This window comes from Rhizobium leguminosarum bv. viciae, assembly GCF_012276115.1.
Classification (GTDB): domain Bacteria; phylum Pseudomonadota; class Alphaproteobacteria; order Rhizobiales; family Rhizobiaceae; genus Rhizobium; species Rhizobium leguminosarum_T.
In genome coordinates, this window is sequence record NZ_WIEU01000038.1 from 1 (window position 1) to 13674 (window position 13674).

The following is a 13674-nucleotide window of genomic DNA, read 5'->3' on the forward strand; positions in this document are numbered from 1 at the left end:
TGTCCTTCGGATAGCCCATTCAAGTCAGCAAGCGATGCGAAGCTGGAGCGGCAAAGTCCCTTCATGAAGTCGGTCGTTGACACCTATTCCTGTACGGGCGCTTTGCCGCGCGAACCCCGGGATGGCCATCCCGGGGTTCGATCCCAGCTTCCCAAACATTAAAGCATAGATTTGAGAGACAATTCCTGTGCTTGTCACAGGAATCTAGCCACGGCGCGTCCGCGCCGTGAATGACTCTACTGCAAAGAAGAAACTCCCGCGCCCAAGGACTTGGGCGCACTGGATTCCTGTGACAAGCACAGGAATGAGGGAGGTTGAGGCGTCGATTTCGCCGGCGGGTCGGAATTTCTGCTTCTGGGCGGGGTTGGAACGCTTCCACGACCGGGACGGAGACTTCCGCGAATACTAAGCGTCAGATTCTATCCGTTAGCCGCCGCTTTCCCCAACCAACTCCCATAAATCGACCTTCTCGGCTCGCCCCTTGACCTGCACGAGGCCAAGCGGGCGAAGGGCGAAGAGATCGGCGACGGCGTCGTGGATGGCGGCGCTGACCAGGATCGAGGTGTTGAATTCCTTGTTCAGTCCTTCCAGCCGCGAGGCGACGTTGATCGTGTCGCCCATGGCCGTGTACTGTTGCCTAGAAATCGCGCCGAAGCTGCCGACGACCGCCGGGCCGGTGTGCAATCCAAATCGCGTGATGAGCGCGGGGCGGCCATTCCGGCAGTTGGCTTCATTTAAGTCGTCGATCGCCGCTTTCATGGCAAGCGCGCATCGGCAGCCGTTTTCGGCATGTCTGGCGTCTGGAACAGGGGCGTTCCACATGACGAAAATGGAGTCGCCGAGATATTGCACGACGGTCCCGCGATTGCGCTCGGCGATGGTGTTTAACAGTTCGAAATAGGCCGACAATGTATCGACCACGTCCTCGGGCGAATGCTGCTCGGATATGGTGGTGAAGTCTCTGATGTCGGTGAAGAGCACCGTCACATCCTGTCGCTGCGCCTTGGCGACAGCTCGCCCTTCGGGATTGACGATCCGTCTGACGACTTCACGCGGAACATAGAGGGCAAACTGGCTGATGGCATGGCGGCTTGCCGCCAGCGCGCCCGCCAGCGTGTTGATCTCCGATATAAAGGAATGGGAGACACCTTTCTCGCCGACATCGAGATCGCCGATCCTGCGCGCCTCGTCGGCCAGCCGATAAAGGGAGCGGCTGACCATGCGCGAGAGCATCACCGAGGCGGCGACACCGGCGATCAGGAAGGCGGCCGCAATCAGGAGATTGTGCATCAGCAGCCGATCGGCCTCAGCCACCAGATCTTCCAGGGGCACGACGATTGCGGCGACGCTTCCCTCGAACAGACCGGACACGCCGACGGGGGCGATCTGCAGGATCTGGCGTTCGCCATCGAGATCGATCCGCACCACGCCGCCGCTTGCAAAGGCCGGATCCCGCCTGAGCCTCGCCACCGTTTCGAGGCTCGTGTCGTAACTGTCTTTCGTCGTATCGACGGCAACGGCGCCATCGGCATTTTTCGACCATGCGTCGAGAAGCCTGTTCATGATTGCCGGGTCGGAATGGGCGATCAGATCATCGGCGTCATCGATGATGTAGGCGCGCGCCCGCGGCGAAATCTTCTGCGCATCCAGCATCCGGCTGACAGTCATCAGGTGGATGTTGATGCCGACGACCACCTGATCGTCGTCTCGCATCGGTGCTGCGATCGTCAGCGTTGGAAGCTGCAGCGTTCCCGCAACATACGGTCCGACGGATACTTCCTCGCTGCGCTGGATGACGAATTGGTACCAGGGGCGTTGCCGCGGATCGAAAGATGCATGGTCGACGTCACGCTCGGCGATCGGGCTTGCCTGGCGGTCGAGGAAGCGAAACGTCGATATGACGTCCGGGCCCTGTCTGCGTGCTATCGTGCGGATCGCGAAAGCCGTGCCATCGGGTGCTGCGAGGATCCGGCGGACATCCTGCCTTTGCGTGTTGATGACCTGCAGATACGAGCCGTCAGGATAGCCGGTGTAGACGCTCGTCGCGTTGGGGACGTTTCTGAGAACCTCCAGAAAGAATTGCTGTTTTGCCGTGATATCCTGGGGCGGCGGGGAGGCGAGCTGCGGCAGGGTCGATGCCAGTGCCACCGCCTCGGTGCCGCCCTGCAGCGTATTGCGGTACCCCTCGATCAGCCGCAGGCTCATCTCGCGCATCTGCTGCACGCCCGCACTGACGGCAGCATCGCTTCCCTGCCTGAACGCCAGCCAGATGATCGGCGTCGACGTGCAAAGCAGCGATGCGACGACCAGGACGCCGAGATGCAGTCGTAGGGGTTTGGACCAGTGCACGAGATTTCCCCCGAAATGCGGACACGTCTCAGTACACGAGGCATAGCCAACGATGGCAGCTAACCGCCTTTTGGAAACTTACACAAGGCGGTGAGTGCGGTCACACCGCCGCTGCGCGTCTCGGCTGGGATGACGGAGGGTGAGGGCGGGTTTCGACAACCAAATGGGCGGCAAAACTATCAGTCGACGTTTTACTTCGATCCGCCGTATTCGGGTAATGAAGACGACTATGGTAGGGCTGTGTTGAGCAGGGATGACTTTGCCGAACTGGCAGATGTCCTCGGCAAAATTCGGGCCCGGTTCTCCTATCTTTGAGTGCCGTTCACTTGTCTTCGAGAGGTTTTCAACGTTCCAGATTGAAGAAATCGATTGCAGTTATCTGTCGCCGGTGGCGGGCATAGCAATACCGTCAGGGAGGTGATTATATCGCCCGCTGGGTAGAGGCAGCAACTCGTCGGGGGCGCAAATGTGGATTGAGCTGTCGGAACATACGATCGAGGCGCTCGCGCAGGTAATCAGTGGCGGCTCTGCCTCAGATCCCAACGAACCCATAGGGCTTTATCGGCGGGGATGGGAGTTGGAACAATGGTTCGCCTCCTGCCAGGTTCGTTTCAATCTGGTTGCGGGCAGTCGCCATATTGCAACCCGACAGGCCATTTCAACTTTAGCGGGGTTCAAGGACGACAACGCCGCTCTTGAGCGCCTCATAGAGAAGGCTGCCGACCCTCGTGATTTCATCGAGCGGCCAGAGAGGCATGAGGGCGTCATGGAGTATTTGAACCGCCGCTTGGAGCACGATGGTCTCCAGCTTGTTAGAGAGGGGCGAAAGGTTCGCCTTTGCGCTTTCACCGAGGCGGGTTCGATCGCGAATCTCATAACTGCTGGGACTAAGATCGATTTTGATACCGTGAACAGAGACCTTGAGCGTGCAAAGAAGGGTGTAGTGGATGACCCGGAAGATGCAATCACAGCGGCTTGCTCTTTGGTCGAGAGCGTCTGCCGATCGATCTTAGTCGAATTGAAAGTGGAGTTCCCCAAAAAGCTGGATTTGGCCGGAGTCTATAAGGCGGTCCGAGAACCCTTGGGACTCTCGCCAACAAAGGAAGGTGTGGCAGACGAGATCTCTGCGGATGTTCGTGCTGTGCTCTCTGGCCTTGTCAACGCGGTGCAGGGAATCGGCGCACTTCGGACCCATGGTGGCGACGCTCATGGTAGGGAGCGGGGCTTCAAGAGAGTGGATCCCAGAATTGCGAGGCTCGCCATTCATTCGGCCAGCGCTGTCGCGGTGTTCCTGATCGAGACCTGGCAGTTGAGATTTCCGGGCAGGGATTTACCAAAGTCTGAAAAGTAAACTGGAACTTTCAAGCTCGCCATTTGCCGGGCTGCCCTTGGGATGACCAAGCCTCCGAGGGCGTGGCCGATGACGGAAAGCTGCGTCTTTTCGGGGCTCCGCAAGGTTTAGGGATAAGGCGGCGGTTTATGCGATCGGATGGGGAAGTCCGTTTCAGCCTCGCGCAATCGAGGCGAAATAGACACGCCTATGCATAAGGAAAGACACCGATGCCGAAGGAAAGACACCGATGCCGAAGGCACTCCTGAACCCGCATATGCGACTGTGCTTCACAGCAATTTTTGCTCTGTTGGTTATGGATCTGACGCCAGCAGCCGGATTGCCGCGATGCCCTCCTCAGGATGAACTGCTGGCGAAAGCGGAGATCGTGGTTGAGGCGCGCGTGAAATCGCTGTCGATCGGCGAATCCGGTTTCCTAGGGACAGAAGACTCTCCGACGCGGTGGATAAGGGCAGATCTGGAGATCAAGAGAGTTATCAAAGGCAAATTCCCGGGAAAGGAGGCGACTGTGTACGGTGCCGTGTATCCCCCAGGGCCTTTCGGGGAACTGACCACGATGGCGTTATCTTACGGTTTCGATGGCCGTGACACCTTCGAATGGGAGCTTTCGCGCCGCGAAATCGGTGACGATGTGGCGTTGTTTTCGATGAACGCCTGCAACTATCACAAATTCCCCGACGGGGCAGTTGCTCCCCGCTGATCGACGGTGTCACATCGCGATTGGCGCCCGCCGCCTCAGGCCCGCTTCCGCCGCATCTGCGTGACGCTTCGCCAGACGGCCGAGACCAGGAAATAGAAGGCGCCGAGCCCGGCATAGCCGGCGATGTTGGCGATGGACGGTGCTTCCGGCATTTGCGCCTGGGCGATGAAGAAGGCGCCTGCCACCGCGGATTGGCCGCCGCTGAGGATCATCGCCCACTGGCCGCCATCGGTCTTCCATCGCCGGACGGCGGTTCCAAGCTGCAGCAGGCCGGAAAAGATCGCCCAGAAGCCGAAGACGCCGAGAACCCAGTTCATGCTCATCGTCAGGGCGACGACCACGGCAGCTGTCGTCACCGCGCTGACGGCGACGTTGATCGCCTGGCTGCGGTTGTTTGGCAGGCCGCCGTTCCGAGCTGCATCGATGAGGTTGGCGGCGGCATCCCAGGCCGGGTAGAGGATCAGCAAGCCCGCCGCGACGGCAAGCGACTGGAGCCCGGCCGTCAAGGCGGCGGCGACCCAGATGGCGGAAAAGGCTGCGCGGGTGAAGTAATAGCGCGTCAGCCACTCTTCCCTGTCGCCAGACGCGATGGTGGTTTGATCGGTGGTCATCATGATCTCTTTCCTGAATGTGATTGTGTTGGTCTGATAGGGGCGGGCTCACCGTTACGAGCGGTGTCCGTCATCGAGGTTGGGTTTCACGGAACCGCCCCAGCACCGCCGGGCTGCTGTCGCGACGGTGTTCTCCGTCGTTCGAGTCCATCGGCTGCGGTCAGACGGCATTCCCTCGTGAATCGCCGGTCGAACCGGGGGCGGCCCAGCCGACCGGCGACGACGTGGTCACATGGGCGGGACCACGCCATTTTTCCCGACAAGCACCTGATGGGCGAAGGCCCCCGAGGCAGCCTTCTCGGCGGGGATGAAGACGACGGCGCCGGGAACGAGATCGTCCTTGGTGGCCGGAGCGATGGTCACGACGGGCGTGCCGTCCGGAATCGAGATCTTCTTTTCCTTGCCGTGATAGGCGACGGTGACGGTGCGGCCGTCGACGCCCTTGACGGCGTCGGCGACCGTCGCGTTGGTCATGCTGCTGTTGGGCTTGAGGTCCCAACCATAGCTGCCTTCACCGGCACCTTTCATCGCCGGCGGGAAGATCAGCACCTCAAGCGCGCCGTCGCCGCCGCCTTCACTCGGCAGGGATGCGATGCCGACGAAGTCGCCCAGCTTGATGTCGGTGACCGCAGCATTGGCAACGCTCGCCAGTTTCCAGCCGTCGGCAAGGGTGACATCGACGGTCTCTCCCTCGCGGGTCTTCACCTTGAGGGCGGAGCCGCTATAGGCGACGATGCTGCCCCTGACATGGACCTGCTCGGCCTTCTGGTCTTCGGCATGGGCGGGCGCCGCTGGAAGGGCCGCCGACGCGATTGCGCTGAGCCCAAACGCGAGAGCGGGAAGAATGGTCTTGAACATGCTTGTCTTCCTACTAGTTGGTAGTTTTCTGGTCATGGTTGTTGCTTCGGGCGTATATTCCGTCCAGAGCTCTATCGAGCAGCGGTTGGCGTGAGCCGCTGCAAGGTGGGAGCCAGAATGGTGGCGAAGACCTCCGGAGTCCCGTAAGCACGGGCTGAAAGCATGGCGCCATGGACGGAGGCCATGAAGGCTTCAGCCTCGACGCGCGGTTCGCTCGACAGTTTCAAACTCCCGTCCTGAGCGCCTCGTTCCATCACCGAGGTCAGCCATGCCGAAGCAAAGCGGAAGAAAGCCTTGACCTCGGCTGCGACCTCCGGCGGCAGCGCCGGCAGTTCGCTTGCCAGCAGGGCGCAGACGCAAAATGGCCGGCTGGCGTCCTCGATGCACTGGGCCCAGTGGCCCGCATAGGTTTGGAGGAGCGCCAGGGGATCCTGCACGTGCTGCTCCAGGCCCGCGATGCCCGCCTCTGCATCCTCACGATATCGCATGACAAGCGTGCGCACCAAGTCGGTCTTGCTGGGAAAATGGTGATGGATGCTGGCCTTGCGAATCCCGACGACGGCAGCAATATCGGCATAGCTGAAGCCGTTATAACCTCCGGTCATGATCAGCGCTCGTGCGGAAGCCAGGATTTCGTCGGAGGTCGTCAATAGATTGCTCATGGGTTTCATCTACCTTCCAGTAGGAAGGCTGTCAAGCGGAAAGCAGATTTTCCGCCGTCAGCGGTGGTGGAGACGGTGACAGGCTTCACTTTGACTCCGGCGAAAGCGACGGCGGCATCGGTTGTAGCGACCGGCCTTGACTCGCCTCGAACCACCAGAACATAATCAGAACACCTAATATGTGGGGATGGAGTTCTGGATGTGCGGCCGCGTCTATATCAAGACCTCGCTTGAGGAACTGGTGCGCAATTTCGCCTTCGCAGAGCGAGGCGCGATCGATGCGCTCGGAAACCGATTTCCACTCTACAACGGCGCGCCGACGCTGGATTATCCCATCATTATTCGCGATATGGTCCGCGAGCCTGACATCATGGGGCCGATCTTCGCCTCGGCGCGCTGGGGTCTGATGCCGGCATGGATGAAGCCGGGAGGGCGTCCGCCGCCGATCAATGCGCGCTGCGAGGGCATCGGTACCAACGGCCTGTTCCGCTCGGCCTACAGGTCGCGCCGTTGCCTGGTGCCGATCAACGGCTTCTTCGAGTGGAAGGATATCTTCGGCACCGGCAAGAACAAGCAGCCCTATGCGATCGCCATGGCCGACGGCTCGCCCTTTGCGCTCGCCGGCATCTGGGAGATGCGGCGCGACAATGACATAGAGATCCGGAGCTTCGCAATTATCACCTGCGAGCCGAATGAGATGATGGCGCAGATCCATGATCGGATGCCAGTCATCCTGCATCGTGAGGATTATGAACGCTGGCTATCGCCGGAACCCGATCCGAACGACCTGATGAGGCCGTTCCCGGCGGAACTGATGACCATGTGGCCGATCGGCAGCAAAGTGGGTTCGCCCAAGAACGACACGGCTGACATTATCGATCCCATCGACCCCGATCCGGAACCGACGCTGATCTGAATTCACCGGCTCGGGCGGGAGCCATCAATCAACCATGCGGCCAAAGGAAACCTCGCGAGGGGACGACGACGCATGCCAGAACAAATCACCTGGAAATCCTGGGAACATGTCAGCCACCGGGAAATCAAATACAAATGGCGGCACGCCTGGAAGGAGAAACCCGGCGACGATTACGTCGCTTTTGACGGCGATATCCAGATCGGAAGGATATTCCGGCCACAGGCAGGCGGAGGGATCGATAATCGATGGTTCTGGATCGTGGCGACAGACGGCAGCCCTCGACTGGATTGGCCGTCGGCTGGATACGAGGACAGCGCCTACGTCGCCTCAAGGCGGCTGGAAATGATCTATGAAAGCATCAAGAGCGGGAAACGGAGGAGGGTGCATCCATGAGCATCGAAGGCCATTCGAGTGCGCCGGGCGCCAATCAGATCGTTGAACATTATTGCGAGCACCGGCTTGCTGATGGCACGCGCTGCAAGGAATGGGGAGGCTGGGGCCACAGCCCATCTCCGGCCGTGCCGACGCGCTGGTGGTGCTTTGAGCATTTCCCGCATAAATCATACGAACAGGAACAGGCGCTCAGACGGAAGCTTGAGGCGGCCGAGGGTGGGAAAATCATCCAATGAAACCTGGCTGATTATCTCGATATCGTTGAAGCGGACGGCAGATATTCCGCCGTCAGCCGTCGGTCGAGAGGGTGACAGGCTTCCACGCCTCGATCTCCTGCTGTAGGCGAACGATCCTCTCCGATACATGCTTGAGGGCGTCGCTGCCGAGCAGAAGCTGCGGCGGCGGATTATCGGATTCGATGAGCTTCAGAACCGCTGCTGCCAGTTTGGCGGGATCGCCGAGTTGCTTGCCGCTGACGGCCTGTCGCGCCTGGCGGATCGGGTCGAACAGGGCGTCATAATCGGCGATCGACCGTTCCGTGCGGACCATCGATCGCCCGGCCCAGTCCGTGCGGAAGGAGCCGGGACAAAGGGTGGTCACATGCACACCGAACGGGGCCATTTCCGCCCGCATCACCTCCGATATGCCTTGCAGCGCAAACTTGCTGCCGCAGTAATAGGCGATACCGGGCATGGTGATCATGCCGCCCATCGACGTGACGTTGACGATGGACCCTCGGCGCCGCACGCGAAACCGCGGCAGAAACGCCTTGGCGACAGCGACGGCGCCGAAGACATTCACCTCGAACTGCCGCCGCATCTCTTCGATCGGCGACTCCTCGAGCACGCCCTCATGGCCGTAGCCGGCATTGTTGATCAGCACGTCGACAGGCCCATGCTCCTCCTCGGCGTGGCCGACGACATCATCGATGCGGTCGAACTCGGTGACGTCGCAAAGGACCGGCCGCAGGTCAGGCAGAGTTTTAGCAAGCGCTGTGCGCGCGGCTTGCGAGCGCACGGTGCCGATCACCCTGTGGCCCGCCTGAAGAGCCGCAGACGCAATGGCGAGCCCGAAGCCGGAATTCGATCCGGTGATGAAGAAGGTCTTTCGTGACATCAGCGATAGTCCTTGATTGAGGATGGGACTTGACAAATAGTATGGAGAAACCGGCCTATCGATTGCGGATACTCTCAAGATGTTGTCAAATCCTATGATGGATGATCGCGGCCTATCCAGGCGAGGGGAGATGGTCGCGCTGGCCGGACGTCTTGCCCCGCGTCACGGATACAATCCGACCGCGCTTGCTTCCGTCCGCATCTTGCGCACCGAAGCGGTGCTCCACGACATCCCGGTCCTCTATCAACCGGGCGCGGTTTTCGTCCTGCAGGGCAGCAAGCAGGGCATCCTCGAAGGCGAGGTCTTCCGCTATGACGAGGAGCACTATCTGGCGGTGTCGCTGCCCGTTCCATTCCGGATGACGTCGACGGCCAGTCCCGGGCGGCCATTGCTTGCGGTCTATGTCGAGTTCGATATGCAGATGGCGGCCGAGATCGCGCTGCAGGTGGAAAAACATGCCGAACTGCCAGGCGACGAGCCGAGAAGTCTCGTGTCGAGCAGGATGTCTGGCGATATCGAGGATGTGCTGCTGCGACTGCTGATGGCACTTGGCAGCAGCATTGAGACGGATGTGCTTGGCGCCGGCATTCTGCGCGAATTGCACTACCGCGTCTTGGTCGGTCCGCAAGGCTGCGCGATGATCGCCGCCCTCCAGCAGAAAGGCAGATCCGGAAAAATCATTCAGAGCCTGGCCTGGTTGCGGGAAAATTATGGCCTGGAGATCGCGGTCACCGATCTGGCAAGGGAGGTGGGCATGAGCGTTCCCTCCTACCATGTCCATTTCAAGGGTCTGACCGGCAACAGTCCGATGCAATACGTCAAAGCGATGCGGCTTCACGAAGCAAGATTGATGATCGCCCGCCGGACGAGAACGATTGCCGAGGTGGCGGCTTCGGTCGGCTACGCAAGCCCGGCGCAGTTCAGCCGCGATTTCAAACGGCATTTCGGGCGCACCGCATCGCAGGAGATCAAGTGGGTGCAGCGCCACCTCGGCGAACCGGGTGACGATCAGGGGTAGGTCGTTCGGTCGGCCGCCTGCGAGCGCCGGTCAAGTCGGTCGGTCCGCATGTCGGCTTCGCCGATCGCGACGTGAGGGGCTCACGCGCCCGACGGTGCAACGGCCCGCAACGCGGTCCTGACGATCGCATCGCCGAACTCCGGCGAGACCGGGCGATGGCCGACCAGCAGCCGGAAGAAGACCGGTCCGTAGATCATGTCGAGCAGCGCCTCCATATCAGGCGGCGGAACGATCTCTCCCCGAGCCAGAGCCTCCTCCAGGATGACACGACCGGCGTTGCGGCTCGATAGGATCACCTGATTGCGGAAGGCCTTGGTGAATTCGCTTTCCGGGTCGGCCGCCGCAAGCGCCATGGTGATCTGCCGCCCGCGCGTGCTTGCAAAGGCAGTCACCAGTCCGCTCATCTGCGCGCCGAGAGCCGCCTGCGCCGTGCCCCCTCCAACTTCCGCTTCCGGTAGCCGGTTGACCAGAAGAGCGGCCATCGCCAGTTCCTGCGCATTGGCCCAGGAGCGGTAGATCGTCGGCTTGCCGACACCGGACCGCGCCGCCACGGCTTCGATCGTCATGCGGCCAAAACCTTCGGCCATCAGGATTTCGTGGGCGGCCTCCAAGGCACGCCTCTGCGCGGCAGCGCTTGGCGGCCGCCCTCGTTTCTTCGGTGTTGCGTTATTCTCTTGACTCATATCTTTACGATACGTAACGTTAATAAAGGACCCAGTCAAGGAGGATCACCCATGCCGAGTTTTGCCCGAAAAGTGAGTGCCTACTTCATCGTCAAGGATGCGGCAGGGGCCATCGACTTCTACAAGGAGGCTTTCGGCGCCACGGAAGTCTTCCGCATGACCGATCCTTCGGACGGGCGGATCGGCCATGCCGAGTTGCGTTTCGGAGAGACGCTGATGATGCTGGCAGACGAATATCCGGACTTCGGCGCCCTGTCTCCCGATGCCGTCGGAGGCTCGCCGGTGACCTTCCACATGGACACGGTGTCGACCGACGAAGCACTGGCGCAGGCGCTATCGGCCGGGGCGACGATGTTGCGCCCGGCGACCGACCAGAGTTTTGGCGAGCGGGTGGCGCAGGTGCTCGATCCCTTCGGTCATCGCTGGATGTTGTCGCAAACCATCGAGCAGGTCACGCCTGAGGAGATGCAACGCCGCTGGAACGAGGATATGTCGGCGTGAGTGCCGCAGCCCTTGAAGCGCTCCAGGAGGCTGAGCGCGCCTTCAACGCGGCGATGGTGTCCAACGATCCCACCCGGATCGCCGCCTGCATCACGAAGGACTGGGTGCTGGTGACGCCTGAGCGTGGCCCGATCCCTGCACAGGCTATTCTTTCGGCGATCGGATCCGGTGTCTTGAGCCATGACACGATGACCAAGACGACGCATCACGTCCATCTGCTCGGCAATGTCGCCACGGTTACCGGTCGCGGACAGAACACCGGCATGTTCCGTGGCGAACCGATATCGGCCGACGAATGGATCACCGACGTCTATCACCGGCAGCGTAACAGGTGGCGGTGCGTACTGACCCACCTCACCCCTGTCAGCAGCGGGGCCTGAAGCGCGCCGCGATCTTTCAGATTCGCTCGTCGCGCTTTAGGTCCTTGCCCCCAGCCCCTTGGAAATCCCTTCGATTCAAGACAAGATCATCCCGCTCTAGCTGGGGGACTCCGATGGAAAACCACGAGCCGTTTTTACGCGAGGCGATTGCGCTTTCGAAATCCGCGATGGAACACGGCGACGAACCGTTTGGCTCGGTGCTGGTGAAGGACGGCGAAGTCATCCTGCGCGCCGAAAACAGCGTCTTCACCGGCCACGATATGACCAACCACGCCGAGATGAACCTGGTCAAACTGGCGGCGCAGCACTACGACGCTGCTTTTCTCGCCGACTGCACGCTCTACACCAGCACGGAGCCCTGCGCCATGTGCTCCGGGGCAATCTACTGGTCGGGCATCGGGCGCATGGTGTTTGCATGCTCCGAAACACGGCTTGGCGAGATCGCCGGGATCGGGTTGAACGTGCCGAGCCGGGCGGTGTTGCAAACCGGCGCGCGCAACGTCACCGTGGTTGGCCCGACGAACCTCGAAGAAGAAGCCGCCAAAGTCCATCAAGAATTCTGGCCGAAGCATCTGGGCAAGGCTTAGAGCGCCGTGCGTCCTTTCGGACGCATAAAGGACGCTCTAACACTTTCAATCCTGGCATCGTACTTTCCGAAAATCGATTCCGATTTTCGGCATCATGCTCTAGCTGGTTATCCGTGGTGCGCTGACGATCTTCAGGAATAAGGCCTCCATGGCCTCTTCAATACCTTCGGTGGGACTGACCGCGAAATAGAAGCCGGGGGTTGCGCATTCTTCCATTTTCGCGGCGATTTTGGTCTCGAAAGGCTTTACTCGGTCCTTGTAGAAGTCGTTGTCGGGCAGGGGCAGATAGGTCGTATAAAGGACGGCGACTTTGATGCCGCGATCTTTGAGCTTCTTGCAAAAGCTCGTGTCGATCGGTTCGATGCATCGTCCGCTGATTGCTCCTTTCGGGCTGGTGCAGCCGGTCGGCTTATAGCTATCCCCAACACCGTCAGCGACGAAAAATACGATCTTCTGGCGATCGGCATTGCTGGTGCCCATGCCGATATTACCCTTGATTTCGCCTTCGATCCCTTTCAACGCTTCGTCAAAGCTCGTCTGCTGGTCGCTGTAGTAGTTCTGATAGGGAATGCTCATAAGATTGATCATGTCCGTCGCGACTGCCACGGCGCCAAGATCATAGTCCAGGTCGGAGACCTTGAAGAGCTTCGCGGCTTTGGCGTCCTGGGCAGTCTTGCCGAACGTATAGGCAGCGACACGGAACTGGCTTGCCATGGACTGCGTGTCCTTTGCCTTGGCCATCAATGCTTTAACGGCAGCAGCGACCACGTCGATACGGATGGTCACGCCATTATTGCGTGCGACATTGTAGTAGCTTTTCTTATCCTCTACGCCCTTTTCAGAAACGATGTGGCATGCGAACGCGCAGTTTTTATCTTTGCCGCCATCGTGGCCGTTTGCTGTCGCATTTTTCATGGCGGTGATGTCTGCAGCGGTGGCCCCAACGCCCATCGATGGAGTGTTATCCAACAGCATGAAGAAATCCATGTAGGACGGCGTCTCATACCGGGCTGTTGCCGTCCCGGAAATGGTGATCTGATGAAATCCCATCACCTGCATGAAGGTCGTGGGCATCGTTGCGTTAAAGGATACGGTCGAGCTGAGAACGCCGCCCGCTTTTTGAACGCTGATGTCGACGGTGACGGGCACGTCGCCATGTTTTTTGGAAGTCTGCGAAAAGAAGATCTTCTGGGCTTCGGATTTTCCGAGCGTCAGCGACCCATCGCCGGACATCGTGTTTGCTTGCGTTGCCGCATCTGACTTAGGTGTAATGGATCCGACCGCCGCCGCGTCCGCAGCGGCATAGAGTTCGGTGCGAAGCGACAGGGCGCTGCCAAAATCAATGGCTGTACCCGCCGCACCGAACAGGGGGACGACGAGCAGCGCCGTCATGATTCCGAAGTTGCCGGATCGGTCAACGATGAAACGATGCAACATACAAAGGCTGCCTTCCCGGTATCCGTGTTCGTGGTTGCGCCGCAAGAAAATTGCTACAACCGCGATTAGTAATAGCGAAACTTAAATCAAAGGCAAAAACGTATGGTTGTAT

16 protein-coding genes are annotated in these 13674 nt (G+C 60.1%); 9 read left to right on the forward strand and 7 right to left on the reverse strand.

Annotation, left to right across the window (positions count from 1 at the left end):
- Positions 1-426: 426 nt before the first annotated feature.
- On the reverse strand, positions 427-2349 hold the full coding sequence (locus GFM02_RS33725; protein WP_168324110.1) for an adenylate/guanylate cyclase domain-containing protein: 1923 nt from the start codon (positions 2347-2349) through the stop codon (positions 427-429).
- A 466-nt stretch (positions 2350-2815) separates the two neighbouring features.
- On the opposite strand from GFM02_RS33725, the gene GFM02_RS33730 reads away from it, so the two are divergent.
- Positions 2816-3700, forward strand: coding sequence for an abortive infection family protein (locus GFM02_RS33730; RefSeq protein WP_205930586.1), 885 nt, complete (start codon positions 2816-2818; stop codon positions 3698-3700).
- Positions 3701-3929: 229 nt separating this feature from the next.
- Positions 3930-4400, forward strand: a complete 471-nt coding sequence (locus GFM02_RS33735) for a hypothetical protein (protein ID WP_246792611.1) — start codon at positions 3930-3932, stop codon at positions 4398-4400.
- A gap of 35 nt (positions 4401-4435) precedes the next feature.
- On the opposite strand, the gene GFM02_RS33740 is transcribed toward GFM02_RS33735, so the two are convergent.
- From GFM02_RS33740 to GFM02_RS33750, 3 genes are all read right to left on the reverse strand, one after another.
- The gene (locus GFM02_RS33740; protein ID WP_168324111.1) at positions 4436-5014 is read right to left on the reverse strand and encodes a DUF308 domain-containing protein; all 579 of its coding nucleotides are present in this window, start codon (positions 5012-5014) and stop codon (positions 4436-4438) included.
- Between the two features lie 225 nt (positions 5015-5239).
- Positions 5240-5869, reverse strand: coding sequence for a hypothetical protein (locus GFM02_RS33745; RefSeq protein WP_168324112.1), 630 nt, complete (start codon positions 5867-5869; stop codon positions 5240-5242).
- A gap of 71 nt (positions 5870-5940) precedes the next feature.
- Entirely contained in the window at positions 5941-6531 is a 591-nt protein-coding gene (locus GFM02_RS33750; RefSeq protein WP_168324113.1) for a TetR/AcrR family transcriptional regulator, read from the reverse strand.
- Between the two features lie 199 nt (positions 6532-6730).
- Between GFM02_RS33750 and GFM02_RS33755 the strand changes: the two genes are divergently transcribed.
- The 3 genes from GFM02_RS33755 (at position 6731) to GFM02_RS33765 (ending at position 8076) form a co-directional block, all read left to right on the forward strand.
- Entirely contained in the window at positions 6731-7447 is a 717-nt protein-coding gene (locus tag GFM02_RS33755; protein ID WP_168324114.1) for an SOS response-associated peptidase, read from the forward strand.
- Between the two features lie 72 nt (positions 7448-7519).
- On the forward strand, positions 7520-7840 hold the full coding sequence (locus GFM02_RS33760) for a hypothetical protein (RefSeq protein ID WP_168324115.1): 321 nt from the start codon (positions 7520-7522) through the stop codon (positions 7838-7840).
- The gene (locus GFM02_RS33765) at positions 7837-8076 is read left to right on the forward strand and encodes a hypothetical protein (RefSeq protein ID WP_168324116.1); all 240 of its coding nucleotides are present in this window, start codon (positions 7837-7839) and stop codon (positions 8074-8076) included. Before GFM02_RS33760 ends, GFM02_RS33765 begins: the two co-directional genes overlap by 4 nt.
- A 52-nt stretch (positions 8077-8128) precedes the next feature.
- On the opposite strand, the gene GFM02_RS33770 is transcribed toward GFM02_RS33765, so the two are convergent.
- On the reverse strand, positions 8129-8956 hold the full coding sequence (locus tag GFM02_RS33770) for an oxidoreductase (protein ID WP_168324117.1): 828 nt from the start codon (positions 8954-8956) through the stop codon (positions 8129-8131).
- Positions 8957-9035: 79 nt separating this feature from the next.
- Between GFM02_RS33770 and GFM02_RS33775 the strand changes: the two genes are divergently transcribed.
- Positions 9036-9974, forward strand: a complete 939-nt coding sequence (locus GFM02_RS33775; protein WP_168324118.1) for an AraC family transcriptional regulator — start codon at positions 9036-9038, stop codon at positions 9972-9974.
- Positions 9975-10054: 80 nt separating this feature from the next.
- Here the strand turns inward: GFM02_RS33775 and GFM02_RS33780 are convergent, their stop codons facing one another.
- Entirely contained in the window at positions 10055-10657 is a 603-nt protein-coding gene (locus GFM02_RS33780) for a TetR/AcrR family transcriptional regulator (RefSeq protein WP_168272332.1), read from the reverse strand.
- 51 nt (positions 10658-10708) lie between these two features.
- Here GFM02_RS33780 and GFM02_RS33785 point away from each other — a divergent pair, with 51 nt between their 5' ends.
- The 3 genes from GFM02_RS33785 (at position 10709) to GFM02_RS33795 (ending at position 12125) form a co-directional block, all read left to right on the forward strand.
- Positions 10709-11158: a VOC family protein gene (locus GFM02_RS33785; RefSeq protein ID WP_168324119.1), complete on the forward strand. Its 450-nt coding sequence runs from the start codon at positions 10709-10711 to the stop codon at positions 11156-11158.
- A complete protein-coding gene (locus tag GFM02_RS33790) occupies positions 11155-11538 on the forward strand; it encodes a DUF4440 domain-containing protein (protein ID WP_168324120.1) in 384 nt (127 codons plus the stop codon). Before GFM02_RS33785 ends, GFM02_RS33790 begins: the two co-directional genes overlap by 4 nt.
- Positions 11539-11651: 113 nt before the next feature.
- Positions 11652-12125 carry a nucleoside deaminase gene (locus GFM02_RS33795; RefSeq protein WP_168324121.1) on the forward strand — a complete coding sequence of 158 codons (474 nt, stop codon included), beginning with the start codon at positions 11652-11654 and terminating at the stop codon, positions 12123-12125.
- A 99-nt stretch (positions 12126-12224) separates the two neighbouring features.
- On the opposite strand, the gene GFM02_RS33800 is transcribed toward GFM02_RS33795, so the two are convergent.
- Positions 12225-13562 (reverse strand): TadE/TadG family type IV pilus assembly protein, encoded by a 1338-nt coding sequence (locus tag GFM02_RS33800; RefSeq protein ID WP_168324122.1) that lies wholly within the window; start codon positions 13560-13562, stop codon positions 12225-12227.
- Positions 13563-13674: the final 112 nt, after the last annotated feature.

Coding starts and splice junctions, on each gene's coding strand:
- GFM02_RS33775 (WP_168324118.1), top strand. CDS start 9,036: ATGTTGTCAAATCCTATGATGGATGATCGCGGCCTATCCAGGCGAGGG.
- GFM02_RS33780 (WP_168272332.1), bottom strand. CDS start 10,657: ATGAGTCAAGAGAATAACGCAACACCGAAGAAACGAGGGCGGCCGCCA.
- GFM02_RS33730 (WP_205930586.1), top strand. CDS start 2,816: ATGTGGATTGAGCTGTCGGAACATACGATCGAGGCGCTCGCGCAGGTA.
- GFM02_RS33750 (WP_168324113.1), bottom strand. CDS start 6,531: ATGAGCAATCTATTGACGACCTCCGACGAAATCCTGGCTTCCGCACGA.
- GFM02_RS33765 (WP_168324116.1), top strand. CDS start 7,837: ATGAGCATCGAAGGCCATTCGAGTGCGCCGGGCGCCAATCAGATCGTT.
- GFM02_RS33785 (WP_168324119.1), top strand. CDS start 10,709: ATGCCGAGTTTTGCCCGAAAAGTGAGTGCCTACTTCATCGTCAAGGAT.
- GFM02_RS33745 (WP_168324112.1), bottom strand. CDS start 5,869: ATGTTCAAGACCATTCTTCCCGCTCTCGCGTTTGGGCTCAGCGCAATC.
- GFM02_RS33795 (WP_168324121.1), top strand. CDS start 11,652: ATGGAAAACCACGAGCCGTTTTTACGCGAGGCGATTGCGCTTTCGAAA.
- GFM02_RS33800 (WP_168324122.1), bottom strand. CDS start 13,562: ATGTTGCATCGTTTCATCGTTGACCGATCCGGCAACTTCGGAATCATG.
- GFM02_RS33735 (WP_246792611.1), top strand. CDS start 3,930: ATGCCGAAGGCACTCCTGAACCCGCATATGCGACTGTGCTTCACAGCA.
- GFM02_RS33760 (WP_168324115.1), top strand. CDS start 7,520: ATGCCAGAACAAATCACCTGGAAATCCTGGGAACATGTCAGCCACCGG.
- GFM02_RS33740 (WP_168324111.1), bottom strand. CDS start 5,014: ATGATGACCACCGATCAAACCACCATCGCGTCTGGCGACAGGGAAGAG.
- GFM02_RS33770 (WP_168324117.1), bottom strand. CDS start 8,956: ATGTCACGAAAGACCTTCTTCATCACCGGATCGAATTCCGGCTTCGGG.
- GFM02_RS33755 (WP_168324114.1), top strand. CDS start 6,731: ATGTGCGGCCGCGTCTATATCAAGACCTCGCTTGAGGAACTGGTGCGC.